A 26,989-nucleotide genomic window follows, 5' to 3' on the forward strand; every position below is an offset into this window, starting at 1 on the left:
GATTGCCCCGCTTAGCGGAGAAGAGCTCATAAAGCCCGAATGACGCACCAAACGGAGCCTGCCGTCCAACTGACCGATAATCGCTTGCGTTATCAAACACCGGACGTAACGTTGAGTAAGGCTCCACCCATTTTTACGCGATGCATCACGCGTCGTGCCAGCGGCAGGCCATCGAGCCTGCCGTTTTCTTTTGTTCCCCTTTCTTCCGCCGACACCTTTCTTCCGCTGACAGAGTCCGTTAGCATCCAGACAGCAAATCTTAAGGAAGCGGCTGCGTGAAAAAATGGCGTTTATTTCCCCGTTCTCTGCGTCAGCTGGTGCTGATGGCGTTTGTACTGGTGCTGCTGCCGTTGCTGGTGCTGGCCTGGCAGGCGTGGGAAAGTCTCTCTGCGTTAAGCGAACAGGCAGCGGATACCAACCGCAATACCTTCACCGACGTTCGCAGAAGTGAGGCGATGGCACGAACGGCGGTTGAGCTGGAGCGCAGCTATCGCCAGTACTGCGTGCTGGATGATGCCTCGCTGGCGCGCCTTTATCAGACCCAGCACACCCGCTACAGCCAGATGCTGAGTTCGCACAGCGCCAGCCTGCCCGAGCTGCCCGCATTCCAGACTTTACAGGCGACGTTGCCGCTGCTGACACCGTTAAAGTGCGAAAACGGCAATCCGGTTACACCTGCCGCAGAGGCGCTGGATCGTTTTTCTGCCACCAATGCGCAGATGGTGCAGGACACGCGCGAAGTGGTGTTTTCGCGCGGCCTTCAGCTGCAGCGCGAAATTGCCGATCGCGGCCAGTTTTTTGGCTGGCAGGCGCTGATTCTGTTTATCATCAGTCTGGCGTTGATGACGCTGTTTACCGGCATGATTATCGGGCCGGTCAAGCGTATTGAGCGGATGATCAACCGGCTTGGCGAAGGCCGGGAACTGGGTAACAGCGTGACATTTCGCGGCCCGCGCGAGTTACGCTCGCTGGGACAGCGCATCGTCTGGCTCAGCGAACGGCTTCAGTGGCTGGAATCGCAGCGCCATGAATTCCTGCGCCATCTTTCTCACGAACTGAAAACACCGCTGGCCAGCCTGCGTGAAGGCACCGAACTGCTGGCGGACGAGGTAGCCGGTTCGCTGAACGCCGATCAAAAAGAGGTGGTCACTATCCTCGATGGCAGCAGCCGTCATCTGCAGCGGCTGATTGAACAGCTGCTTGATTACAACCGTAAACTGGCAGATGGCCCGATCCAGCTGGAACCGGTCAGCGTGGCGGAAATTGTGGAGGGGGTGGTGAATGCACACGCACTCTCGGCGCGCGCCAAACTCATGCAGACGGTTGTCAATCTGGCGGTCAGTCACTGCCTTGCCGAACCGATGTTACTGATGCGGGTCATTGATAATCTCTATTCGAACGCCGTGAACTACGGCAGCGAATCCGGTACCATCTGGCTGCGCAGTCAGCAGCAGGGCGATCGGGTCTGGATTGATGTCGCGAACAGCGGTACGCCGATCCCGCCGGAAGAGCAGGCAATGATTTTCGAACCTTTTTTCCAGGGTAGCCAGCAGCGCAAAGGGCCGGTAAAAGGCAGCGGGCTGGGATTGAGTATTGCCAAAGATTGCCTGCGCCGGATGCATGGCGACCTGACGCTGGTCTCCTGCGAGCAGGCTGACGTCTGTTTTCGAATTGAACTGAACACCACAGCCGGGAATGTCTGACTGATGAAATATTTACCCGCTTTGCTGCTGAGTACACTGACCACGCTGCTGCTCAGCGGATGTACGACCTCCCCGGCCACCTCATCCCTGCCGTCAGGCCATCAGGTGGCGGAACCCGAGGTCAGAGTGGCTGATTACCTGGCGACCCGCTGCAGTGACCTGTGGACGATAGAGAATAGTGTGGCACTGAGTAATCCCCTCTACTGGATGCGGGCGATCGATTGCGCTGAACGCCTTTCCCCCGCCGAGGCCCGAGCCGAAGCCCACCGCTGGCCGGTTGAGAGCTGGTCGCGCGCTTTCAAGCAGGGCGTGCTGATGTCGAACGGCAACGTGATGCCAGTGGAGCGTCGTCGTTATGTTGAAACCCTGGATCGCTACAGCGACGATTTCCCGCAGTCTGTGCGTCCGCTGCTCCAGTTGTGGCGCAGTAATCAGGCCGCGCAGCTCGACCTGAGTGAAGCGCGCACCCGTTATGTTCATCTGCAACAGAGCAGCGATACGCAGCTGGAGGCGATACGCCAGCAGATGGTTAAACAGCAGCAGCAGCTCAGCGACACGCAGCATAAGCTGGAGCGACTTACTGATATTGAGCGCCAGCTTTCATCGCGGAAAGCCCCGGATGTTTCTGACAGCGGCCATGGCACTGCGCTGCCGCAGGATGAGGAGCAATAATGGTCAGACAAGCGGCAAAACTGCTGCTGGTGGATGACGATCCCAGCCTGCTGAAGCTGCTGGGCATGCGTCTTCGCAGCGAAGGTTATCAGGTCACCACCGCGGCCAGCGGACCCGAAGCGTTGCGTCTGCTGCAGAAAGAAAAAATCGAGCTGGTGATCAGCGATCTGCGGATGGATGAGATGGATGGTCTGGCGCTGTTTGGCGAGATCCAGAAACGCCACACCGGTCTGCCAGTGATTATCCTGACGGCGCACGGTTCTATCCCGGACGCAGTTTCTGCCACGCAGCAGGGCGTCTTCAGCTTTCTGACTAAACCGGTGGATAAAGATGCGCTTTACAAAGCGATCGATGAAGCACTGGCTCAGCAGGCGCCGGTCAGCGATGACCGCTGGCGGGAAGCGATCGTCACCCGCAGCCCGCTGATGTTGCGGCTGCTGGAGCAGGCGCACATGGTGGCGCAGTCGGACGTCAGCGTGCTGATTAACGGGCAGAGCGGTACTGGTAAAGAGATGCTGGCACAGGCGATTCACGCCGCCAGCCCGCGAAACGGCAAGCCCTTTGTCGCCATTAACTGCGGCGCACTGCCGGAGCAGTTACTGGAGTCAGAGCTGTTCGGGCATGCCAAAGGGGCCTTTACCGGCGCAGTCAGTGCCCGTGATGGTCTGTTTAAAACTGCAGGTGGCGGGACGCTGTTCCTGGATGAGATTGGCGATATGCCGCAACCGCTACAGGTTAAGTTGCTGCGGGTGTTGCAGGAGCGTAAGGTCAGGCCGCTGGGCAGCGATCATGATATTGAGATTGACGTGCGCATTATTTCAGCCACGCATCGCGATCTGCCGAAGGCGATGGAGAAAAAGGAGTTTCGCGAGGATCTCTTCTATCGTCTTAATGTGGTGAACCTGAAGATTCCGGCGCTGCATCAGCGCACTGAAGATATTCCGCTGCTGGCTAATCATCTGTTGCGTCAGGCGGCGGAACGGCATAAACCGCAGATCCGCAGTTTTTCCGTTGATGCGATGAAGCGGTTGATGGCGGCCAGCTGGCCGGGCAATGTGCGTCAGCTGGTTAACGTGATTGAGCAGTGTGTGGCGCTGAGCTCATCGCCGGTCATCAGCGATGCGCTGGTGGAGCAGGCGTTAAGCGGTGAGAATAGTGCTTTGCCGACCTTTGCAGAGGCGCGCAATCAGTTTGAGCTGAACTATCTGCGTAAGCTGTTGCAGATGACCAAAGGCAATGTAACCAATGCCGCACGTCTGGCTGGACGCAACCGCACGGAGTTCTATAAGCTGCTGTCTCGTCATGAGCTGGATGCCAGTGATTTCAAAGAGTAGCGGAGGCTGCGGAGTGATACCGGCAGGTTGCCTGCTCAGGCCCGAATCAGAATGGGTGCGGTCAGCATAATCTGGCAGCGCTTGCGGCAACCTGAAGAATCCCGGATATTACCGCCCGACAGCGCCAGCAACATTTATACTTGATAAACCCTCTGACCATGGAGGGAGTGAAAAAGGGTCTGACATGAAAAAGATTGATGCGATTATCAAACCATTCAAACTCGATGATGTCCGTGAAGCCTTAGCGGAAGTCGGCATCACCGGGATGACCGTGAGTGAAGTAAAAGGTTTTGGCCGCCAGAAAGGGCACACCGAGCTTTACCGCGGCGCAGAGTATATGGTCGACTTTTTGCCTAAAGTGAAAATCGAGATGGTGGTGGGCGACGATATCGTTGATACCTGCGTCGAGACCATTATGCGTACTGCGCAGACCGGCAAAATCGGTGATGGTAAAATCTTTGTCTTCGACGTGGCGCGCGTGGTGCGCATCCGTACTGGCGAAGAGGATGAAGAGGCGATCTGATTATATCTTTATCAGCTCTTTATCAGCATAAAGAAGCCCGCGCTGCGGGCTTTTTTTATTGCTCAATTACATCCCTTTGTGCGGTCCAAAAAGTTCGTAATGAATGCGTGTATCTGCCACGCTGGCATCACGCAGTTGCGCCACCACATGCTGCATAAAGGGCAGCGGACCGCAGAGGTAGAAGTGGGTGTCGGGTGAGGCGAGACGTGCGGAGATCGCGGTGATATCCATCAGACCCTGCGCGTCATAGCGACCGGCATCTTCAGCGGCGGGATCGCGATACCAGACCTGACTGACGAAATCGGTGAGCTGCGCGCCCGTAGCTATCACTTCCGGGCCAAATGCATGCTGTTTGCCGTTCTCTGCTGCGTGCAGCCAGCTTACCGGCGCGCGGTGCTGACGGGCCGCCAGTGCATGCAGCATCGCCAGCATCGGCGTCTGACCCACGCCCGCTGAAATCAGCGCCACCGGGGTTGCAGCATCGACCTCAAGGAAGAAGTCGCCATGCGGTGCGGCCAGCATCAGCTCATCACCCACTTTGCCATTCTGATGCAGCCAGCCGGAGACGGTGCCCTGCGCTTCACGTTTCACCGCAATCCGATAATCTTTGCCATTACTAAGGTGAGTAAGCGAGTACTGACGAATCTGGTGATGTTCGAAACTGACGGGCTGCAGATGCACCGTCAGATACTGACCCGGTTTAAAGGCCGCCACCGGGCCGTCATCTACCGGACTGAAGGTAAAGCTTTTAATCACCTCGCTCTGCTGCTCAATAGCACTGATGCGAAACGCACGAGTGCCGCGCCAGCCACCGGTTTGCTGCTCCGTCGCCTGATAAATTTCCTCTTCGCGATTAATGAACACATCCGCCAGTACGCCATAGGCCCGGCCCCAGGCTGCCAGCGCCTCTTCACCCGGATTCAGCAGCTCTTTAATGGTTGCCAGCAAATTTTCACCAACGATGGCGTATTGCGCAGGCTGAATATTCAGGCTGGTATGTTTCTGTGCAATCTTTTCCACCGCAGGCAGCAGGACGGCCAGGTTCTCCAGATTCGCGCCATAGGCGCAAATGGCGTTGAACAGCGCTTCACGCTGATCGCCATTGCGCTGGTTGTTCATATTGAAAACATTTTTGAGTTCAGGATGGTGCGACAGCATGCGGTCATAGAAGTGTGCGGTAAGCGCAGGACCACAGGCGGCGATGGCAGGCAGGGTCGATTTAACCGTGGCGATAGTGTGTGCATCAAGCATAAAAGCGGCCTCTCATTTAAAAATGTATTTTAAATGCATCTTATAGCCGTCTCGCCTGTGGTGTAAATAACCCGATAAATTTCCCGGTTGTCAAAGTGGCAACTTTTTGGTGCATCCTGAGAAACCGCCGTCACATCCTGAAGAAAAATTGTGGCGTCTGAACAGGGTAAAAAGGTGTAAAAAAGCCCTGCCAGTAGCCAGCCAATCGTTTGCGTAAAAAGAGGAGGTTCACCCTACCTTCACCTGTTAAAACGGTTTACACTGTGGGCCTTCGCCCCTGAAGGGGGGTAAATACCGTCAGAAAGTTAGCTGAGTCAGGAGATCCGGATGTTAAAGCGTGATATGAACATTGCCGATTACGATGCCGAGTTGTGGCAGGCGATGGAGCAGGAGACAGTGCGTCAGGAAGAGCACATTGAACTGATTGCTTCTGAAAACTACACCAGCCCGCGTGTTATGCAGGCACAGGGTTCTCAGCTCACCAATAAATACGCTGAAGGCTATCCGGGCAAACGCTACTACGGCGGCTGTGAGTACGTTGATATCGTTGAGCAACTGGCGATCGATCGCGCAAAAGAACTGTTTGGTGCCGATTACGCTAACGTGCAGCCACACTCAGGTTCACAGGCTAACTTTGCGGTTTACACCGCGCTGCTGCAGCCGGGCGATACTATTCTGGGGATGAACCTGGCGCACGGTGGGCATCTGACTCACGGCTCACCGGTTAACCTGTCGGGCAAACTCTATAACGTTGTGGCTTACGGTATCGATGAGACCGGTAAAATTGACTACGACGAACTGGCTGAACTGGCGAAAACCCACAAGCCAAAAATGATCGTTGGCGGATTCTCAGCTTACTCCGGCGTTTGCGACTGGGCGAAAATGCGCGAAATCGCGGATAGCGTAGGTGCATGGCTGTTTGTGGACATGGCACACGTCGCCGGCCTGATTGCTGCAGACGTTTACCCGAGTCCGATCCCGCATGCGCACATCGTGACCTCTACCACTCACAAAACGCTGGCGGGTCCGCGCGGTGGTATCATTCTGGCGAAAAACGGCGACGAAGATTTCTATAAGAAACTGAACTCTGCTGTCTTCCCTGGCGGTCAGGGCGGTCCTCTGATGCACGTTATCGCTGGTAAAGCGGTTGCGTTCAAAGAGGCGATGGAGCCGGAATTCAAAACCTACCAGCAGCAGGTGGCAAAAAACGCCAAAGCGATGGTTGAGGTGCTGATTGAGCGTGGCTATGACATCGTTTCTGGCGGAACGTATAACCATCTGTTCCTGATCGATCTGGTGAGCAAAAACCTGACCGGTAAAGAAGCGGATGCGGCGCTGGGCCGTGCCAACATCACGGTTAACAAAAACAGCGTGCCTAACGATCCGAAAAGCCCGTTTGTGACTTCTGGTATCCGTATCGGTACGCCAGCTGTTACCCGTCGTGGCTTCAACGAAGTAGACGTGCGTGAGCTGGCTGGCTGGATCGCGGATGTGCTGGATAACGTCAATGACGAAGCGACCATTGAGCGCACCAAAAAGAAAGTGCTGGAAATCTGCAGCCGTCTGCCGGTCTACGCTTAATCGTTAACCTGTTGTGAGACAGCATACAAAGGATGGCATCAGCCATCCTTTTTTATTGCCTGTCCTGCGGCGCTCTGCCAGAGTAGCGCCCACTCATGCTGCCAGGCAGCACTCTTGCTGGAGGGAATATGGCAATCGGCTCCGCCAGATGGCTCGGATTGGGCTACTTCACTTACTTCTTCTGTTACGGCATCTATCTGCCATTCTGGGGCGTGTGGCTGAAAGGCACCGGTCTTGATGCTGAAAAGATTGGCCTGCTGCTCGGCTGTGGCATGGTGGCACGCTTTGTCGGCAGTCTGCTTATCGCCTCTCAGGTCAAAAATCCTTCACGGTTGATTACGGCGCTGCGTTTGCTGGCGCTGATGACCTGCCTGTTCGCTGCCGGTTTCTGGGTGGGTGAGCAGTGGATGTGGCTGCTGACGGTCATGATCGGCTTTAACCTCTTTTTCTCGCCGCTGGTCCCGCTCAGCGATGCGCTGGCCGCCACCTGGACACAGCAGATAGGACTGGCGTATGGGCCGGTCAGGCTGTGGGGTTCGCTAGCCTTTGTGATCAGCTCGGCATTAACCGGCGTGCTGGTCAGTGCTTACTCTTCAAACGCCATTCTGCTGCTGCTTTCCGTCGGCGTCATCTCTATGCTGGCAGGCATGATGCTGTCACCCGCCACCCAGCCACAGGGTAATGAACGGCAGGGCGCGGCGGGCGGCGGCTGGCAGGTGTGGCGTGCATTGCTGCGTGAGAATGCGGTATGGCGATTTATGCTCTGCGTAACACTGCTGCAGGGTGCGCACGCCGCCTATTACGGCTTCAGTGCTATCTGGTGGCAGGAGAGTGGCTACTCCGCCTCCACGGTGGGTTATCTCTGGTCGCTGGGCGTGGTGGCCGAAATCGTCGTGTTTGCCCTGAGCAACCGGTTATTCCGCCGCTGGAGCGCGCGCGATCTGCTGCTGCTTTCGGGCATTTGTGCGTTGATCCGCTGGAGTCTGATGGGCGCCACTACCGCGCTGCCGCTGCTGATTGTGGCGCAAATCCTCCACTGTGGCAGCTTCACCGTCTGTCATCTGGCGGCGATGCGTTTTATTGCGGCGCGTCAGGGAGCGGAAGTGATCCGTCTGCAGTCGCTCTATTCCGCGCTGGCGATGGGGGGTGGCATTGCGATAATGACCATGATCTGCGGCGTGCTGTTCGCTCATCTGCAGGGGCATCTGTTCTGGGTGATGGCACTGGTGGCGCTGCCCGCGCTATTTCTGCGTCCCGGCTACGACTCCAGTAAATAACGAATCCGCTGCTGATGGTGTAACGTCAGCGGCAGTTCCGCATGCACCAGCGGCGGGGAGAAGAGTGGCAGCGAGGTGGGGTAGGGCGAAATGATGATGTCCACATCCCGCGGTGCGCCATCCCGCTGAAACTGTTTCACGTCCTGATAGGTAATATTGATCGGCAGCAGCGTGATCTCCCGGATCTGCTGCTCCACATCCTGCTCCAGATCGGTATCGTCACCCGTCAGAATCAGCACCTGCTTCTCCTGCAACGCATTCTCCTGCATCAGCCAGGCACCAAAAATAACGGTAATTAAGCTCACCTCTTCCGGGCTGAACGCAATCCCGTATTGCTGCTCAAACGCCTGCAGCGCCTGCTGAGTGGTGCGCAACAGGCGGGGATAGAGGCGGCTGACATCCAGCGCCACGCTGTTGTCGATGCCGATAGTGAAGTGGGTGCGATCCAGCGCCTGCGCCAGATGAGGATAGAGCTGGTTAAGCAGCTCGTCGCGAGCAGCAAAAGTAATGTCGGCACACCGTTCAAAGTCATTAATCAACTGCTGGGTCGCAGCCATTAACTGCTGCTCAGCAGGATGTGCAATCGCATCCACGACAGGCGTATGTATCTGGCTGAACAGCAGTGTCCAGAAGTCGGTTTCACTGACGGGCGGCGCAAGGTGGCAGCGTTTGCGCCAGTGGTGAATCACATCCTCAGCGGCCTGCCGCTCAGCCTTCTGCTGCAGCCAGTGACACTGCGCTTCACTGAACAGCACCGGCTGGCGCTGGCACAATCCATATTTCATGAAAATCTGCAGAAAAAGCCGGTCGCGTTCGCTGAAATCGCGCTTCAGACGCAGGCTACAGTGCTGGATCAGCGCCTGTAAATTGGTCTCATCCCACAGCGCCTTCTCAATCTTCATCACCTTCAGGCGCTGACGCAGGGGAGCTGCAAAATGGTCGCAGACGAAATCCTGCGATAAACGCAAACTGCGTCGCAGGTTGTGCAGCAGACAGAGGCGCCGATCCAGCTCTGTGCCATGAAGACGAAAGCTGCCATCCACCATCTGATGCAATTCCAGCTGGTGATATCGCTGTATCTCAAGGCCCACATCCGCGATATCCTGTCGGGCAACAGCAGGATCGACGCCATTCAGCTGGCAGACTTTTTCAAGCGTAAGCACGGGTGTCGGCAGAAACAGCAGCAATAAAAGATGGCACTGACGCTGTGAGCGGGTGAAGAGTGGTGCCAAAGGGGTAGCAGAACTCATCAATCAGGTTTCCAGCAGGCTATTTTGAGCTAAGAATAGTCAACCCCGTCAGCGCCTGCGCGGTTTACGCGGTTTATTTGCCGGAGGTTTAAGGCGGGTCACAAAATTTTGTTACTTATAGATTCTTTTCATCGGGAACGTTACTTTATAACATTATGAAACGCACACTCTTTGCCCTCTTGATGGTATTAAGTCCGGCTGTAATGGCACATCCTCACAGCTTCATCGATATGAAAACCGAACTGGTGGCGCAGGATGACACCTTTACCGGATTAAAGATGACCTGGACCATGGATGAGATTACCTCCGCCGATCTGCTTTACGACGCGGGCGAGGCGAAACCAGGCAGCGTGGTGTGGAAGAAGCTGGCGGCAGGCGTGATGGCGAACGTGCTGGGCCAGCACTACTTTTCTGAAATCTGGCACAACCAACAGCGGGTAAAGTTTTTGAATCTGCCAACCGAATACAACCTGTCACGTAACGGCCATAAAGCGGTGCTGGAATTTATTCTGCCGCTGGCGGAACCCCCGAAGCTGACCGGGCAGCGCTTTGAGATCCTGACTTTTGATCCCACCTATTTCGTCGATATGTTCTATGACAATCCTGGTGCGTTAACGCTGCCGACGGCGCTGCAGGCGCGCTGCAAGTTCGCGCTGAACACGCCAAAGCCCAATGATTCACTGAAGCAGTATGCGCTGTCGCTGGATAAAGCCGACGCGCCTGCAGAGGAGATGGATTTAGGCCGCCAGTTTGCCCAGACGGTGATACTGACATGTCAGTAATCTCCCCACCGTTACGGGCTTCCCGCCTCTGGCCGCTGTGGCTGATGGCGGGCGTGCTGCTGAGCAGCGCGTTGCTGGTCTGGCTCTACTGGTCGCAGATTCTGATGCAGAGCGTACTGTGGCAGAAAGATCTGCATCGGCAGATGACTCAGCTGCTACAGCAGGTTGCGGAGCAGCCCCACCAGGCAGGCATTTCGCTGGTGATATTCAGCCTGCTGTATGGCGTACTGCACGCGCTGGGACCGGGCCATGGCAAAGTGGTGATCGCGACCTTTCTGGCGACCCATCCCACCAGAGTGAAAACCAGTATCAGGCTGACGCTGCTCGCCTCACTGCTGCAGGGTTCGGTGGCGATTGCCCTGGTGACGGTGATGCTGGTGCTGCTGAAAACGTCATCGCGACAGCTGCATCTCAGCAGTTTCTGGCTGGAGAAGGGCAGTTATCTGTTGGTGATCGGGCTGGGCGTGATGATCGGTTATCGGGCGCTGCGTTCGCTGTGGCGGACATTGCGTCCGCGTCCGGCCCCGGTATTTCGCACCTTCAAACCTCACCATCAGCATGACGATCAGTGCGGATGCGGACACGCACATCTTCCGACACCGCAGCAGATGAGCGGCAATCTCAGCGTGAAAACCCAGCTGTTGGTGGTGGTGTCGATGGGATTACGTCCCTGTTCCGGCGCGATTATGATGCTGCTGTTTGCCAAAGTGATTGGTGTCTATGGCTGGGGGGTGATCTCTGCTGCGGTGATGGCGCTGGGCACGGCACTGACCATTTCGGCGATTGGCCTGCTGGTTCAGCAGGCGCGCACGGTGGCACAACGGCTGGCACAGCCTGGCGTTACCGCAGGCATGACGCGACTGCTGATCCCCGCGCTGGCCTTAACCGGCAGCCTGATTTTAATCGTAGCGGGTATCGCGCTATGGCAGTCAGCGCAGATGACGTTGGGTGGCGGAATTCGACCCTTCTGAATAAAAGCGCAGCGGAAATAAAATTGCCGCTGCGCTCTTCTCTTCGTTAATTATCTCTGAATTCATCTCTTTATTTTTTTCTCTGGCTGGTTTAGTGGTGAAATGACTATTCCCTGTCTACGCTGATAATACCAAAACGGCATTCCGCCGTCGGGATGATAAAAGATCAAGACCGCTTTCTGTTTATTGCGAGGAGTATATTTCATGGCTGATACCCGTATTAATAATGGCTACACCGAAACGCTGGCGACCGGGCCTGCTGGATTGCCGTTAAAACGTATTTCCTGGAGCGCCGTCTTTGCCGGTGTCATTTGTGCGTTGATCGTTCACATTATTCTGACGCTGCTGGGAACCGCCATTGGTGCAACAACCATTGATCCGATGAAAGAACAGAATCCACTCGACGGCTTGGGCACAGGCGCGCTGGTCTGGACTGCCATTGAAATGCTGGTCGCGATGGCTGCAGGTAGTTATGTTGCAGGACGACTGGCTCAGCGCGAAGGCGCACTGCACGGTTTACTGATGTTTGGCCTTAGCACAATTTTCACTATTTACCTGGCTATTGCGCTGGCGACCAGTGTATTAGGCGGCGCGATGAATATTGTGGGCTCAGGCTTCCAGGCGCTGGGTAGTGGTATTTCCGCCGCTGCGCCATCCGTTACCCAAATGGCAAAAGACAAACTGCAGGAGAGTAATATTAATTTAGATAACCTGCAGAACGAACTGGAAACGACTTTACGCCAGACCGGGAAACCGGAATTACAGCCAGAGAACTTAAAGCAGGATGCAAATAAAGAAGCGCAGAATGCTGAAAACCAGGCTAACAACACCGCAAACCATCCACAGACAGCGGATACTGATCTGGCTAACTGGTTAAAAGGGGTGATGGATCGTCATTCCGATACCCTGCAGGCAGCCGATCGTGATGCGCTGAAAAATATTATCAAAGCGCGCACCGGCAAAAGCGATCAGGAAGTGGATCAGATCGTGGCCCAAACTGAACAGAGCTATCAGCAGGCCGTTCAGAAGTATCAGGAACTGAAACAGCAGGCTGAACAGAAAGCGCGTGAAGCCGGTGAAAAAGCCGCTGCCGCGACTGCGAAAGCGAGCTGGTATGCCCTGATTCTGCTGATCATCGAAGCGGTGCTGGCAGGTGTGATGGGTATGGTAGGTCGTCGTACTCAGCCTCGTCAGGTGCTGTCACACGAACGTCGTTAATCATCACTGAGTAACAGGCAATAAAAAAGGCGGCTGAGAAGCCGCCTTTTTCTGTACTGAAACTTAGCGTTTTAACGCTTCGCTCAGCTCATCACGCATGTTCGACAGCATCGATTTCACCACACGTGGGTTACCCGCGACCAGGTTACCTGACTGCAGATAGCCGTGGTTGCCGGTGAAATCAGTCACCAGACCGCCCGCTTCACGGACCAGCAGTTCCCCCGCCGCAAAATCCCACGGCTTCAGGCCAATCTCAAAATAGCCATCTACGCGACCGGCAGCCACATAGGCCAGATCCAGCGCAGCAGAACCGGTGCGGCGGAAGTCAGCACACTGGGTAAAGAGTTTGGTCATGATATTCATGTAAGCCGGCGCGTGCTGCTTCATTTTGAACGGGAAGCCGGTCGCCAGAACGGTGCCATCCAGATCGCGGGCCGTGCTGCCACGCAGACGATAGCCATTCAGCTGAGCGCCCTGACCGCGTGAAGAGGTGAAGAGTTCATTGCGCATTGGATCGTAAACGACGGCGACTTCGGTGCGGCCTTTAATGCGCACAGCGATAGAAACAGCAAAGTGGGGTAAACGTTTGATGAAGTTTGAGGTGCCATCCAGCGGATCGATAACCCATTGAACATCCTGATCTTCGCCCGCCAGTTCACCGCTTTCTTCAGTGATGATGGTATGTTTCGGGTAAGATTTACGAATAATTTCGATAATCAGGCGTTCTGCTTCGCGGTCAACATTCGTTACGAAGTCGTTGCTGCCTTTCTGGCTGGCTTCGACAGCGTCCGGGGTTTCATAATATTTGGCAATTAAATTTCCGGCCTTGCGCGCTGCGCGCACGGCAATGTTGAGCATTGGATGCATCGGTATCTCTCGCTGGATGTTAAAGAACGGGGAAAACGGCGCGGAGTATAGCAGCGTGTTCGGTAAATGTCCTGCTTTATGTTAATATTCTCTCTACTGATTTTACTGACCCGTTTCTGAGTATCCCTAATCATGTTGCAAAATATTCGTATCGTGCTGGTCGAGACTTCTCACACCGGTAACATGGGCTCCGTTGCGCGCGCCATGAAAACCATGGGCTTAACCAACCTCTATCTGGTTAACCCGCTGGTCAAGCCTGACTCACAGGCTATCTCACTCGCGGCTGGTGCCAGCGACGTTATCGGCGACGCCAAAATTGTCGACTCGCTGGATGAGGCCATTGCCGGATGCAGTCTGGTGGTCGGCACCAGCGCACGTTCCCGCTCGCTGCCCTGGCCGATGCTGGATGCGCGCGAATGTGGCGTGAAAAGCGTGGAAGAGGGCCAGCAGGCACCGGTTGCGCTGGTATTTGGTCGTGAACGTGTCGGCCTGACCAATGACGAGTTGCAGAAGTGCCACTATCACGTCGCAATTCAGGCAAACCCGGAATACAGCTCGCTGAATCTGGCGATGGCCGTACAGATTATCGCCTATGAAGTGCGCATGGCATGGTTACAGGCGCAGGAGCAGGCCAGCCCGCCGCCACAGTATGAAGAGTCACCTTATCCGCTGGTGGATGACCTGGAGCGCTTCTATCAGCATATGGAACAGATGATGCTGAACAGCGGCTTTATCCGTGAAGCCAATCCTGGCCAGGTGATGAGCAAACTGCGTCGTCTTTACACCCGTGCCCGCCCGGAACGCGATGAACTGAACATCCTGCGCGGCATGCTTTCGTCGTTTGAAAAGCGAAAAAACGATAAAAAAGAAGCAGATAATAGTTGAGTGAATTACCAGGTTAAATACCTGACTAATTTACCAGGTTAAATAGTTGACCAATTTACTCGGGAATGGCAGACTTCAGAGCATCTGTTGCTAATCCTCCGATAACCGGACGCTATTGAGGTCGTACGTTATGAGACTGACATCCAAAGGACGTTATGCCGTTACTGCAATGCTGGACGTTGCCCTTCACTCCCATGAAGGTCCGGTCCCGCTGGCTGATATTTCAGAGCGTCAGGGCATTTCGCTCTCCTATCTGGAGCAGTTATTCTCCCGATTACGTAAAAATGAGCTGGTGTCCAGCGTACGTGGTCCGGGCGGCGGTTATCTGTTGGGCAAAGCGTCTAATACCATCTCTGTCGGTGAAGTGATCACCGCCGTTGATGAGTCTGTTGATGCCACCAAATGTCAGGGTAAAGAAGGCTGCCAGGGCGGCGAGCGTTGCCTGACTCACGTGCTGTGGCGCGATCTGAGCGTGCGTATCAGTGACTTCCTGAACAATATTACACTGGCTGAGCTAGTGAATAATCAGGAGATCCTGGATGTAGCCGATCGTCAGAATGCGATTGATAATCGTCGCTTCCAGAGCCCGCGCACGCAGGAAATTAACGTCAACCAACGCGCCTCGTAATCCCCGCTGTTGCGGCCCTTACTGCTAACGCGGTCAGGGCCGAATCTGCTATAAAGACGTATGATTTTTTATACGGAGCTATAGCGCAATGAAATTACCGATTTACCTGGATTACGCCGCCACCACGCCGGCCGATCCGCGTGTGGCCAGCAAAATGATGCAGTTTCTGACGCTGGATGGCACGTTCGGTAATCCGGCCTCGCGATCGCACCGTTTTGGCTGGCAGTCTGAAGAAGCGGTTGATGTTGCGCGTAATCAGATCGCCGAACTGGTCAATGCCGATCCGCGTGAAATCATCTTTACCTCTGGCGCCACTGAATCCGATAACCTCGCGATTAAAGGTGCAGCTCACGCCCATCAGGCGCGCGGCAAACATATCATCACCAGCCAGACAGAACATAAAGCGGTGCTTGATAGCTGCCAGCAGCTTGAGCGTGAAGGCTTTGCTGTCACTTATCTCACCCCGGCGGCTAACGGCATTATCTCGCCTGACCAGCTGCGTGCGGCGCTGCGCGACGACACGATTTTAGTCACCCTGATGCACGTTAATAATGAAACCGGGGTGATTCAGGATATCGCCGCCTTTGGCGAACTCTGCCGCGAACGTGAGATTCTGTTTCATGTGGATGCGACCCAGAGCGTCGGCAAGCTGCCTATCGATCTCAGCCAGTTACCGGTTGATTTGATGTCCTTTTCTGCCCACAAACTCTATGGCCCGAAAGGCATCGGCGCACTCTATGTACGGCGTAAACCGCGTGTGCAGATTGCTGCGCAGATCCACGGCGGCGGACATGAACGCGGTATGCGATCCGGGACATTGCCGGTGCATCAGATTGTCGGCATGGGCGAGGCGTATCGTATCGCAGCAGAAGAGCGCGAAACCGAGATGGCGCGCCTGCAGACTCTGCGCGATCGTCTGTGGCAGGGCATCAGCACACTGCCCGACGTCACCCTCAATGGCGATCTGCAGCAGAGCGCACCGAACATTCTTAACCTCAGTTTTGTTGACGTTGAGGGTGAATCACTGATCATGGCGCTGAAAGATCTGGCGCTCTCTTCCGGCTCGGCCTGCACCTCCGCCAGCCTGGAGCCTTCCTATGTATTGCGGGCGCTGGGCCTGAGTGAAGAGCTGGCGCACAGTTCGCTGCGCTTCTCGCTGGGACGCTTCACTACCGAGGAAGAGATCGACTACGCCATTGCCCTGGTGCAGAAATCAGTGACCCGTCTGCGGGCCTTAATGAAATCCTGATATCCGGTCATAGTCCGGAAATTGCGCCTATATTTGCACTTCGCTGGCAACACCTGACGGAATCTGTTATCAGGTCTCTCTGCGAATTATATTTAACATCTTATTAAAGCCGTTATAACAATCAGGCTGGATGAAACAGATAACGATTATGGAGCTTTTCGATGACCACACAACCCATGAATATTACGCTTAGCAGCCAGCCCGCCGATGCGCGCTGGGGCGAAAAAGCGATTCTCAGCAGCAACGACAGCGGCATGACACTGCATCTGACCGGCGCGGATGCGCTGAATATCATTCAGCGTGCGGCTCACAAAATCGACAGCCAGGGGATCCGCCATGTGGCGCTGACCGGCGAAGGCTGGCACCTTGAGCAGTGCTGGGCATTCTGGCAGGGCTTCCGTGGTCCGAAAGGCCAGCGTCAGGTTGAGTGGCCGGCGCTGGGCGAACATGAGCAGGCGGAGTTTGATCGCCGTCTGAAAATTATCGACTGGGTTCGCAACGTTATTAACCTGCCTGCGGAAGATCTGGGGCCGGAACAGCTGGCACACAATGCAGTCGATCTGATTAGTGAAGTGGGCGGCAGCGCCGTCAGCTATCGCATCACCAAAGGCGACGATCTGCGGGTACAGGGGTATATGGGCCTGCACACCGTTGGACGTGGTTCAAATCGTCCGCCGGTATTTCTGGCGCTCGATTACAACCCGACCGGCGACGACAATGCCCCGGTCTACGCCTGTCTGGTCGGTAAAGGCATTACCTTTGATACCGGTGGCTACAGCCTGAAGCAGAGCAGCTTCATGGACTCAATGAAATCTGACATGGGCGGCGCGGCGACCGTCACCGGCGCGCTGGCCATGGCGATTTCGCGCGGTCTTAACAAGCGCGTCAAACTCTACCTCTGCTGTGCCGATAACATGGTCAGCAGCAACGCCTTTAAACTGGGCGACATCATTCGCTATCGCAACGGTAAATCGGTGGAAGTGATGAACACCGATGCGGAAGGGCGTCTGGTCCTGGCCGACGGTTTAATCGACGCCAGCGAGCAGAACCCGACGATGATCATCGATGCTGCGACGCTGACCGGTGCGGCTAAGACGGCGCTGGGCAACGATTACCATGCGCTGTTTACCTTTGATGATGTGATGGCACAGTCGCTGATGGGCAGCGCGGTGAGTGAGAACGAACCTTTCTGGCGTCTGCCGCTGGCCGAATTCCATCGCAGCCATCTGCCGTCTAACTTCGCCGATCTCAATAATATCGCCAGCCCGTCACATGCGGCGGGTGCCAGTAGCGCGGCAGCGTTCCTGTCACACTTCGTCAGTAACTATCAGCAGGGCTGGCTGCACATCGACTGCTCCGCGACCTATCGCAAAGGCGCAGTTGACCAGTGGGCGGCGGGTGCAACAGGTCTTGGCGTGCGTACCCTCGCCAATCTGTTACTGAAATAAGCCGATCTCAGCGGTGGCTGATGCTGCCGCTGTTCAGAGGGAAACTATGAATCGTCTTGAAGAGGTGCTGAAGCTGGCGGCCACTGAGCCTGCCCATCGGCCCGAATTTTTTCAGCTGTTGCTGGAATCTGATGCCTGGGTGCCAGGTGAAAGCACCACGCAACAGCTTGATGCCAGCACGCCCGTTGATCTGCAGCACTGGGAAAAAGAGGATGGCAGCAGCATCATTCCTTTTTTCACGTCAGAAGAGGCGATGAGTGAAGCGGTGAGCGGTGAGCAGTCCTGGCTGCGTCTGCCGGTACGAACGCTGTTTGAGATTACGCGTGGCGAGACGCTGTTTCTCAATCCCAAACTGCCTTCCGGTAAAGAGTTTACTGCGGCCGAGATCACCCATCTGCTGGCTGAAGAGGGCAGTGCACTAAGCCAGCAAACCGTGCTGGAAGGCGGACAGTCACTATTGCTGTCTGAGGTGGCTGAACCCCCTGCGCAGATGATCGACTCACTGACTCAGCTCTTCAGCAAGCATAAGCAGGTGCGTCGCGCGTTTATCGCCAGTATCCGTGAGCGGGCTGACGAAGCGCCCAATCTGCTGATTGGCATTGAAGCGGACAGCAATATTGAGACGATCATTCAGGCGGCGGGCAGCGTGGCAACCGATACGCTGCCGGACGATGCGCCGGTTGATATCTGTGAGGTGACGCTGAACGATCGCGGCATCAGCCACTTCTTTACCGCCCATATCACGCCATTCTATGAGCGTCGCTGGGGCAGTTTCCTGCGGGACTTCAAGGGCAGTGAGCGGATTATCTGAGACAAAAAAGTAAACAGGCGGCTCACGAGCCGCCTCATATAGCTGATATCCCGAATCAGGGGAAATCTGGCCGCAACGAATAAGCTTAACGCGCAGGGAACAGGGTCAGAGGAGGAAAGCGTCCCGCGCCATGGACGGCGCGGGCCGAGCGGCCAGGGAGTGGCTTTAGCGACTTTCCGATCTGACCCTGTTTCCTGTGCTACCTCGTTCTTACAGCTGATCGAATCCGATATTATTAAAAAAACAGGCGGCTCATGGGCCGCCTGTTTTTTATTTCGCGATAGGTAAGTCGTCGCGACTGCCCCATTCGCCCCAGGATCCGTCATACAGCGTGACATCCCGTGCGCCCAGCGCCGTCAGCGCCAGAATCACCACCACCGCCGTCACGCCTGAGCCACAGCTGGCGACCACCGGTTGGGTAATATCGACGCCCGCATCGGCAAACAGCGTCTGAAGTTCCGCCTCCGGCTTGAGTTTTCCCTGTTCAACCAGGCTGTTCCACGGCACGTTCAGGCTGTTGGGAATGTGTCCGCGATGCAATCCGGGACGCGGCTCATCCACTTCGGCGTTAAAGCGATTGGCAGGACGCGCATCAATAATCTGTGCGCCGCCTTCATGGCTGATCAGCAGTACGTCCGTCAGGCGTTTCACCCGGCTTTCATCCGCGTGGGCCTCAAACTCACCTTCCGGCAGATTCACTTCGCCGGTTGCCAGCGCAAAACCAGCTTCTTTCCAGCCCTGCAAGCCCCCGGCCAGAATCGACACCTGAGCCACACCAAAGGTTTTCAGCATCCACCAGGCGCGTGGCGCAGAAAAGAGATTACCCTCGTCATACACCACCAGGTGCTTATCACTGCTGACACCCAGTTCACGCATCGCGACGGCAAAACTTTCGGCGCGGGGCAGCATATGGGGGTAAGGGCTGGTGTGATCGGAAAGCGCTTCAATATCGAAGTAAGGGGCGTCGGGTAAATGACCCGCCAGATATTCGGCCTGGATATCGCGAACCGCTTCCATACCGGGTGGCAACAACCGTGCATCCAGCACCTGAAGCCGCTCATCGTTGTAGTGCTCTTGTAACCAGTCGGCGGACACAAACAGTGGCGTCGTCATAACAACCTCATCTCAGCAATCTGTCATACCAGTGTCAGGGAATGTGCGCACCATCTCAAGAGAAGCGTTGATTAAATGCGAGCATTGATATGAAATTGCGCTGCGTAATCAAACGACACTCCCTGCGTCCCGGTGAAGGAACTACCATGAAGAAACGCAATACCCGGCTGCTGCTCAGCATGCTGATCGGTGGCTCGCTGCTGTCAGCGACCCTGTTACCTGTTTTGCCTCTCCAGGCGGCAGAAGCACCCGCAACCTCCCAGGTCAGCAAACCGCTGACGATTATCGATCTCTCGGAACTGCAGATCGATAATGCCGCTGCGCTGGTCTTAACCTTCAATCAGCCGCTTGATGATAAACAGGATATCGCGCAAAAAGTCAGGCTGACCGACGATAAACAGGGCCGGGTGGATGGCGGCTGGGAGCTTTCTGCTAACCGCAAAACGTTGCGCTTCCGCCATCCCGAGCCGTCGCGTCACTTCACCGTCACGGTGGATGCGGGACTGCGCGCGGCCAGCGGAGAGACGCTTGCCGCCGATTACAGTCAGAAAATCGCCACCCGTGATATCCAGCCGATGGTGGGCTTTGCCAGTCGCGGTTCACTGCTGCCGCTGCGTATCACCCAGGGACTGCCGGTGCTGGCGCTGAATGTTGACCAGGTCGATGTCGATTTCTTCCGGATAAAGAATGCCGGCCTGGCGGAATTTCTCTCGCAGTGGAATTACGGCAACAACCTCTCAAGCTGGCAGTCGCAGGAGTTGCTGAAAAGCAGCCAGCTGGTTTATAGCGGACGCTTTGAGCTCAATCCGGCGCGTAACACGCGTGAAAAATTGCAGCTGCCGATGCGTGACATTACCGCACTTCAGCAGCCGGGCGTCTATCTGGCGGTGATGAAGCAGGCCGGGACTTATCGCTACAGCCAGCCCGCCACGCTTTTCACCCTCAGCGATATTGGCCTGTCACTGCATCGCTTCCCGACCCGGTTCGAACTGTTCGCCCAGAGTCTGGCAGACGGTCAGCCGCTTTCTGGGGTCAGCGTCAGGTTACTGGATGAGAAGGGGCAGGTGCTGCAAAGCGGAACCAGTGACAGCACCGGTCATCTGAGCCTCAAGGCGGATGAAAAAGGCAAGCTCCTGCTGGCAATTCAGGGAGAACAGACCTCAATGATCGACCTGGCGCGTCCGGCGCTGGATCTCGCTGAATTCCCGGTCGCGGGGCCGCAGGGCTATGACAAACAGCTGTTTGTTTTTGGTCCGCGCGATATCTATCGTCCAGGTGAAACGGTCATCGTAAATGCGTTGCTTCGCGATGCCGACGGACACCCCTTGCCCGCGCAGCCGATCAAAGCGGAGCTGGTGCAGCCCGATGGCCAGGTGATGCGGACTTTTGTCTGGCAGCCTGAAGCGGGATTCTACCAGCAGCGACTGGCGCTGTCCGCGTCGGCCATGACCGGCGACTGGATGTTGCGACTGAATACCGGCGATAACCTCAAGCGAGAGTGGAAGTTTCACGTCGAAGATTTTCTGCCGGAGCGTATGGCGTTAACCCTGAAAAATGACCCTCAGCCACAGGCCGCTGATGCCAGTGTTGAGTTCGGTATTGAGGGGCGCTATCTCTATGGCGCCCCAGCAGCAGGTAACACGCTACAGGGTCAACTCTATCTGCGACCGGCACGCGAGGCGGTGACTGCACTGCCAGGCTACCAGTTTGGTGACATCACCGAAGAGGGGTTAAAGCGGACGCTGGATGAGGTGGATCTCAAGCTCGATGCCAGCGGTAAAGCAGAACTCACGGTAGAAAATCAGTGGGATCAGCTCCACTCCCCGCTCAATCTGATCCTGCAGGCCAGCCTGCTGGAAACCGGCGGACGTCCGGTCACCCGTCGTGCCACCCAGGCCATCTGGCCCGCTGAAGCGCTGCCGGGTATCCGGCCGCTGTTTGGTAACAAGGCGGTTTATGACTACCGCAGTGACAGCTATCACGATGAGCCGACCGTGCCGGAACAGAGCCTGGCCGAATTCGACATTGTCTATGCCAACAGTCAGGGCAAAAAACTGGCGGCAGAGAAGCTGAATGTTCGCCTGATCCGTGAACGCCATGATTACTACTGGAGCTTCTCTGACAGCGAAGGCTGGCAGTCGCAGTATAGCGACAAGGATCTGCAGGAAGATGAACGCGCCATCTCTGTCCCGGCTGATGGCAGCACCAAAGTCAGCTTCCCGGTCGAGTGGGGCCACTACCGGCTGGAAGTGCAGGCGGGCGAGAAGATCGTCAGCAGCGTCCGGTTCCAGGCGGGTTATGACTGGCAGGATAACACCAACGGCACGGGTGCATTGCGCCCGGATCAGGTCAGACTGAAGCTGGATAAAGCGGCTTACCAGCCGGGCGATACCGTGCATCTGCAGGTTGAGTCACCGGCGGCCGGTAAAGGTTACCTGATGGTGGAGTCGAGCAGCGGCACGCTCTGGTGGCAGCCACTGACCGTACCTAAGGGCGGCACAACGGTGGATGTCCCTGTTGCTGAGAGCTGGCAGCGTCACGATCTCTACTTCAGCGCCATCGTGGTGCGAGACGGCGATAAGGTCAGTGGCGCAACGCCAAAACGCGCGGTGGGGCTGTTGCATCTGCCGATGGCGACGGAGGCGCGCCGCTTAAATCTGACGCTGGATGCGCCCGATAAAATCCGTCCTGAGCAACGCCTGACGGTAAAAGTCCACGCCAGTCGTGATGGCGGCCCGCTGCCTGAAAAAGTGAATGTACTGCTGTCAGCGGTGGACAGCGGCGTTCTGAGCGTGACGGATTTTAAAACGCCCGATCCGTGGCAGGCGTTTTTTGGCCGTAAACGCTACAACGTCGATCAGTACGACGTCTTTGGCCAGCTGATCGAAGGCGGTGGCCGGCTCGCGGCGCTGCGTTTTGGTGGTGATGGCGAAGATGAATCGATGACGCGCGGCGGCAAAAAGCCGGTGACGCACGTCAATATCGTGGCGCAGCAGTTACAGGCAGTCACACTGGATAAAGAGGGCAACGGATCGATTACGCTGCCGATCCCGGCCTTTAACGGCGAACTGCGGCTGATGACTCAGGCCTGGAGCGACGACAGCTTCGGCGCGGCAGAGCGCAAACTGGTGGTCGCGGCGCCGCTGATCAGCGAACTGGCCACCCCGCGCTTCCTTGCCAGCGGCGATACAGCCTCACTGGCGCTGGATCTCACTAACCTGACCGATCTGCCGCAAACTCTGAAGGTGGATCTGAGCAGCAGTGGCTTAGTGGATCTGGCCGGGGCTGCCAGCCAGAGCGTGACGCTGGCCAAAGGCGCACGTACCACACTTCAGATTCCGGTCACGGCGAAAGCCGGCTTTGGTGATGGTGAGGTCGCCGTGCAGATTTCCGGTCTGAACCTGCCGGGCGAGCAGGTGAAGCCCAGCAAACAGCAGTGGAAAATCGGCGTCAGACCACCTTATCCGGCCCGGACGCTGAATTTCGATGCCGTCATCAATTCCGATCAGCCCTGGCAGGTCGCGGCAGCCGCGTTTACCGGCCTTGATGCTCAGACCCTGAGTGGACAGCTGACGCTGAGCAATCGTCCGCCGCTCAATATCGCCAGCTATATCAGTGCGCTTTACGCCTATCCCTACGGCTGTCTGGAACAGACCACCAGCGGCCTCTGGCCGTCGCTCTACATCAGCCATGCCGAGCTGACCGCGATGGGGATAAAAACCAGCAGTGATGAGGCGCGCCGGGCCGCCGTCGACACCGGCATTGCCCGTCTGGCGGGCATGCAGCGGGCCAACGGTAGCTTCGGGCTGTGGGACAAGCAGAGTGAGGAGGAGTTCTGGCTGACGCCTTACGTGACCGATTTCCTGCTTCGCGCCAGCGAGGCGGGCTATGCGCTGCCGGATAATATCGTTGATCGCGCTAACGCACGGCTGCTGCGCTATCTGCAGGATCCCGCGCAGATCAGCGGCGGCGGCAGTGATAACAACGCCGCGCTGCAGTTCAGCGTGCAGGCTTACGCCGGACTGGTGCTGGCGCGTCAGCAGCGTGCGCCGCTGGGTGCGCTGCGCGCCTTGTATGAAAAGCGTGAGAAGGCCCGCTCCGGCCTGGCGCTGATGCAGCTTGGCGTGGCGCTGAAGCTGATGGGTGACGGGCAGCGCGCATCGCTTGCGATCATGCAGGGTGCCAGTCTGACGCGCTCAGATAAAGAGTGGTATGGCGACTATGGCAGCACGGTGCGCGATGAGGGGATGATGATAGCCCTGTTAGCAGAGAATAAGCTGCAGCCTGATTTGCAGAATAGTCTGCTGCTGTCGTTGTCAAAAGAGGTCAACGGCAAGCGCTGGTTCTCGACTCAGGAGAATAACGCGCTCTATTTAGCGGCGCATACTCTGCAGCGTGCGCAGGGCGGAAGCTGGCAGGCGCAACTGTCGGGCAATGCACAGCCTCTGCAGGGCGATGCGCCACTGAATAAAGGGCTGGGGGCTGAACGACTGTTGCAGGGCTTAGCCGTCAGTAATCCGGGCAGTGCGCCGCTGTATGGTCGTCTGGATGTCACCGGTTATCCGCTGGCCGCGCCACTGCCGGAGAGCAATGTGCTCGGGATAAAGCGTGAATACTTTACGCTGGATGGCAAAGCCGCCGATCTCAGCAATCTGCGCAGCGGCGAGTTGCTGGTGGTGCGTCTGACCGTTTCGTCGAAGCGCAGCATCACCGATGCGCTGGTGGTGGATCTGCTGCCTGCCGGTCTGGAGCTGGAAAACCAGAACCTGGCTGACAGCAGCGCCAGCCTCGGCGACAGTGCGGATGCGCTGAAGGAGAGCATGGGTGACATGCAGCAGGCTGACATCAGACACATTGAGTTCCGTGACGATCGCTTTGTGGCGGCACTGGCGGTGGATACTTATCGTCCCGCGACGCTGGTCTACCTGGCGCGGGCGGTCACACCGGGGCGCTATCTGATGCCACCACCGCAGGTCGAGTCGATGTATGTGCCGGAGTGGCGCGCCACCGGCAGCACGCCGTCGCAGCTGCATATTCAGTAAGTGACGCGACGCGTGGTAAACGTCAGCAGCATCAAAAAGTGGTGGCTCGCGCTGCCGCTTTTTTTTCTGGCGCTGTGGCTGGCGACATGGGGACTGGATCGGCTTTTCCCGTTGCCGCTTAAACAGGTGCAGCCTGCGCGGGTGGTTGTTGCCAGCGACGGTACACCATTGTGGCGCTTTGCTGACAGCAAGGGGATCTGGCGCTATCCGGTCACGCCAGAGGAGGTGGCTCCGGCCTATCTGCAGGCGCTGCTGACCTACGAAGATCGCTGGTTCTGGTATCACCCCGGCATCAATCCCCTGGCTCTGCTGCGTGCCGCCTGGCAGGATCTGCGCCATCAGAGCGTGATTTCCGGAGGCAGCACGCTGACCATGCAGGTGGCACGCCTTATCGACCCGCAACCCCGAACGCTGCGCGGCAAGCTGATTCAGGCGTGGCGGGCGCTGCAGCTGGAGTGGCATCTTTCCAAACGTGACATCCTGACGCTCTACCTTAACCGTGCGCCCTTTGGCGGCACGCTGGAAGGGGTGGGCGCGGCCAGCTGGAGCTGGCTGGGAAAAGCCCCGTCACAGCTGACGCCGGGCGAGGCGGCGCTGCTGGCCGTTTTGCCGCAGGCACCCAGCCGTCTGCGGCCCGATCGCTGGCCGGAGCGGGCAGAAGCCGCACGCAACAAAGTGCTGGATCGGCTGGCGGAATACCGCATCTGGTCCGCTGAACAGGTGGCGGAAATCCGTCAGGAGCCGGTGTGGCTGCCGCCGCGCCAGATGCCACAGATGGCGCCGCTGCTGGCCCGGCGACTGCTGTCGATCAGCCACAGCGATAAGATTGTCTCTACGCTTGACCCCTCACTGCAGCGCGAACTGGAAAGCCTGGCGCTGAATGTTAAAAATCAGCTTCCTCCACGCACCTCGCTGGCGATGCTGGTGGTGGATCACACCACCATGGCGGTTCGCGGCTATGTCGGCTCGGCTGATTTTACCGATGACAGCCGTTTTGGCCATGTGGATATGATCGCCAGCGTGCGTTCGCCAGGCTCGGTGTTAAAACCCTTTATTTACGGCATGGCGCTGGATGAGGGGCTGATTCATGCCGAATCACTGCTGCAGGATGTGCCGCGTCGCTTTGGTGATTACCGGCCAGGCAACTTCGATACCGGATTTCACGGGCCGGTCAGCGCCAGTGACGCGCTGGTGCGGTCGCTGAATCTGCCTGCGGTGCAGCTTCTGGAGGCGCTGGGACCGAAAAACGTTGCAGCGCGCCTGCGCAATGTCGGTCTGAACTTACGTTTCCCCCCCGGCGCTGAACCTAATCTTTCCCTGATTCTCGGCGGCACCGGAGCGCGCATGGATGAGATCGTGGCAGCCTACAGCGCCTTTGCCCGCCACGGTAACGCCGGCCAGTTGCGCTGGATGCCCGATCAACCCTTACAGCAGCGGCCGCTGCTTTCGCCTGAGTCGGCGTGGATCATCCGGCGTATCCTGGCCGGGGAAGCGCAGCCCGCGGGCAATGGCAGCGTACCCGATGTGGTGCCACTGGCCTGGAAAACCGGCACCAGTTATGGCTACCGCGACGCCTGGTCGGTGGGGATCAATCCCCGTTATCTGATTGGCGTCTGGGTCGGAAGACCGGATGCGACGCCGGTTGCCGGGCAGTTTGGTTTTGCCTCTGCCGTGCCCGTCATGAATCAGATCAACAGCCTGCTGATGAGTCGCCTTGGCAGACGTGATGTTCCGGGCGATCCGCGGCCGGCCTCGGTGACGGTGGCGAGCATTTGCTGGCCTGGCGGTCAGCCGTTGCCCGCCGGAGACGAAAACTGTCGCCAGCGACGGCAAAGCTGGGTCGCCGCCGACACGCTGCCGCCTACACTGCTGGCACCCGGCCAGGAGAGCCTCAGCGGATTACGCCTGGGCTACTGGCAGAATGCGCAGGGACTGCGCGTCGCAGCAGACTGCCCCGGCGCCACCCGCCATGAACGGCTGGTCTGGCCGCTGCCGCTGGAGGCCTGGCTGCCGCCTCAGGAGCGGCGGGCGCAACGTCTGCCCCCTGTCGATGCCCGGTGTCCGCCGTTACAGCAGGGCAGCAGCGCTCCGCTGATCGTTACCGGCGTGATTGAGGGGCAAATTGTCAGACCGCTGCCGGGCAGGAGCGCGCTGACAATACCGGTTGCGGTGCAGGGAGGGCAGGGCACACAGCGCTGGTGGTTCCTGAATGGTGAGCCTCTGATGACGCAGAACGCCGCAGACAGCCTGTCGCTGCAGCTCGATCATCCGGGCGAGTATCAGCTGGTGGTGATGGATGAAGAGGGGCAACTTGTCTCCGTCACCTTCAGCCGGGGCTGACGCTTTTTTGCGCTAAATCATAACTATGGCGCGTCTGCTTCGAC

General features: G+C 57.2%; 20 protein-coding genes. 16 read left to right on the plus strand and 4 right to left on the minus strand.

The window, feature by feature from the left end:
* Positions 1–275: 275 nt before the first annotated feature.
* The 4 genes from ACXKZD_RS04840 (at position 276) to glnB (ending at position 4,232) form a co-directional block, all read left to right on the plus strand.
* Positions 276–1,703 (plus strand): sensor histidine kinase, encoded by a 1,428-nt coding sequence (locus ACXKZD_RS04840; RefSeq protein WP_488981901.1) that lies wholly within the window; start codon positions 276–278, stop codon positions 1,701–1,703.
* A 3-nt stretch (positions 1,704–1,706) separates the two neighbouring features.
* Positions 1,707–2,375, plus strand: coding sequence for a two-component system QseEF-associated lipoprotein QseG (qseG, locus tag ACXKZD_RS04845; RefSeq protein WP_488981902.1), 669 nt, complete (start codon positions 1,707–1,709; stop codon positions 2,373–2,375).
* On the plus strand, positions 2,375–3,709 hold the full coding sequence (glrR, locus tag ACXKZD_RS04850; protein ID WP_010257627.1) for a two-component system response regulator GlrR: 1,335 nt from the start codon (positions 2,375–2,377) through the stop codon (positions 3,707–3,709). Before qseG ends, glrR begins: the two co-directional genes overlap by 1 nt.
* Positions 3,710–3,893: 184 nt before the next feature.
* A complete protein-coding gene (glnB, locus tag ACXKZD_RS04855; RefSeq protein WP_003848647.1) occupies positions 3,894–4,232 on the plus strand; it encodes a nitrogen regulatory protein P-II in 339 nt (112 codons plus the stop codon).
* Positions 4,233–4,298: 66 nt separating this feature from the next.
* Here the strand turns inward: glnB and hmpA are convergent, their stop codons facing one another.
* The gene (gene hmpA / locus ACXKZD_RS04860; RefSeq protein WP_033788054.1) at positions 4,299–5,483 is read right to left on the minus strand and encodes an NO-inducible flavohemoprotein; all 1,185 of its coding nucleotides are present in this window, start codon (positions 5,481–5,483) and stop codon (positions 4,299–4,301) included.
* Positions 5,484–5,810: 327 nt separating this feature from the next.
* Here hmpA and glyA point away from each other — a divergent pair, with 327 nt between their 5' ends.
* Both glyA and ACXKZD_RS04870 read left to right on the plus strand, forming a co-directional pair.
* A complete protein-coding gene (glyA, locus tag ACXKZD_RS04865) occupies positions 5,811–7,064 on the plus strand; it encodes a serine hydroxymethyltransferase (protein WP_488981903.1) in 1,254 nt (417 codons plus the stop codon).
* Between the two features lie 128 nt (positions 7,065–7,192).
* The gene (locus ACXKZD_RS04870; protein WP_033758649.1) at positions 7,193–8,341 is read left to right on the plus strand and encodes a 3-phenylpropionate MFS transporter; all 1,149 of its coding nucleotides are present in this window, start codon (positions 7,193–7,195) and stop codon (positions 8,339–8,341) included.
* Here ACXKZD_RS04870 and csiE read toward each other — a convergent pair.
* Complete coding sequence (gene csiE / locus ACXKZD_RS04875; RefSeq protein ID WP_022624119.1) at positions 8,323–9,591, minus strand: stationary phase inducible protein CsiE; 1,269 nt, start codon at positions 9,589–9,591, stop codon at positions 8,323–8,325. The two genes, ACXKZD_RS04870 and csiE, sit on opposite strands and share 19 nt — an antisense overlap.
* 155 nt (positions 9,592–9,746) lie before the next feature.
* On the opposite strand from csiE, the gene ACXKZD_RS04880 reads away from it, so the two are divergent.
* The 3 genes from ACXKZD_RS04880 (at position 9,747) to ACXKZD_RS04890 (ending at position 12,562) form a co-directional block, all read left to right on the plus strand.
* Positions 9,747–10,373, plus strand: a complete 627-nt coding sequence (locus ACXKZD_RS04880) for a DUF1007 family protein (RefSeq protein WP_010257608.1) — start codon at positions 9,747–9,749, stop codon at positions 10,371–10,373.
* On the plus strand, positions 10,364–11,344 hold the full coding sequence (locus ACXKZD_RS04885) for a nickel/cobalt transporter (RefSeq protein ID WP_061703693.1): 981 nt from the start codon (positions 10,364–10,366) through the stop codon (positions 11,342–11,344). The genes ACXKZD_RS04880 and ACXKZD_RS04885 overlap by 10 nt, the downstream gene beginning before the upstream one ends.
* A gap of 204 nt (positions 11,345–11,548) precedes the next feature.
* Positions 11,549–12,562, plus strand: coding sequence for a hypothetical protein (locus tag ACXKZD_RS04890; RefSeq protein WP_488981904.1), 1,014 nt, complete (start codon positions 11,549–11,551; stop codon positions 12,560–12,562).
* Positions 12,563–12,625: 63 nt separating this feature from the next.
* On the opposite strand, the gene suhB is transcribed toward ACXKZD_RS04890, so the two are convergent.
* Positions 12,626–13,429, minus strand: a complete 804-nt coding sequence (gene suhB / locus ACXKZD_RS04895; RefSeq protein ID WP_052271654.1) for an inositol-1-monophosphatase — start codon at positions 13,427–13,429, stop codon at positions 12,626–12,628.
* A gap of 132 nt (positions 13,430–13,561) precedes the next feature.
* Between suhB and trmJ the strand changes: the two genes are divergently transcribed.
* The 5 genes from trmJ (at position 13,562) to sseB (ending at position 18,450) form a co-directional block, all read left to right on the plus strand.
* A complete protein-coding gene (trmJ, locus tag ACXKZD_RS04900; RefSeq protein WP_010257594.1) occupies positions 13,562–14,314 on the plus strand; it encodes a tRNA (cytosine(32)/uridine(32)-2'-O)-methyltransferase TrmJ in 753 nt (250 codons plus the stop codon).
* A gap of 130 nt (positions 14,315–14,444) precedes the next feature.
* Complete coding sequence (iscR, locus tag ACXKZD_RS04905; protein ID WP_010257591.1) at positions 14,445–14,942, plus strand: Fe-S cluster assembly transcriptional regulator IscR; 498 nt, start codon at positions 14,445–14,447, stop codon at positions 14,940–14,942.
* 88 nt (positions 14,943–15,030) lie between these two features.
* Positions 15,031–16,191 (plus strand): IscS subfamily cysteine desulfurase, encoded by a 1,161-nt coding sequence (locus ACXKZD_RS04910; RefSeq protein ID WP_488981905.1) that lies wholly within the window; start codon positions 15,031–15,033, stop codon positions 16,189–16,191.
* A 161-nt stretch (positions 16,192–16,352) separates the two neighbouring features.
* Positions 16,353–17,639, plus strand: a complete 1,287-nt coding sequence (gene pepB / locus ACXKZD_RS04915; RefSeq protein WP_033758640.1) for an aminopeptidase PepB — start codon at positions 16,353–16,355, stop codon at positions 17,637–17,639.
* Between the two features lie 46 nt (positions 17,640–17,685).
* Positions 17,686–18,450 carry an enhanced serine sensitivity protein SseB gene (sseB, locus tag ACXKZD_RS04920; protein WP_010257582.1) on the plus strand — a complete coding sequence of 255 codons (765 nt, stop codon included), beginning with the start codon at positions 17,686–17,688 and terminating at the stop codon, positions 18,448–18,450.
* A 270-nt stretch (positions 18,451–18,720) separates the two neighbouring features.
* Here sseB and sseA read toward each other — a convergent pair whose 3' ends face one another.
* On the minus strand, positions 18,721–19,563 hold the full coding sequence (sseA, locus tag ACXKZD_RS04925) for a 3-mercaptopyruvate sulfurtransferase (protein ID WP_010257579.1): 843 nt from the start codon (positions 19,561–19,563) through the stop codon (positions 18,721–18,723).
* A gap of 146 nt (positions 19,564–19,709) precedes the next feature.
* Between sseA and ACXKZD_RS04930 the strand changes: the two genes are divergently transcribed.
* The gene (locus ACXKZD_RS04930) at positions 19,710–24,605 is read left to right on the plus strand and encodes an alpha-2-macroglobulin family protein (protein ID WP_488981906.1); all 4,896 of its coding nucleotides are present in this window, start codon (positions 19,710–19,712) and stop codon (positions 24,603–24,605) included.
* Positions 24,606–26,945, plus strand: a complete 2,340-nt coding sequence (pbpC, locus tag ACXKZD_RS04935) for a peptidoglycan glycosyltransferase PbpC (RefSeq protein WP_488981907.1) — start codon at positions 24,606–24,608, stop codon at positions 26,943–26,945.
* Positions 26,946–26,989 lie beyond the last annotated feature (44 nt).

It is taken from the genome of Pantoea sp. ABR1s (genome assembly GCF_057812235.1).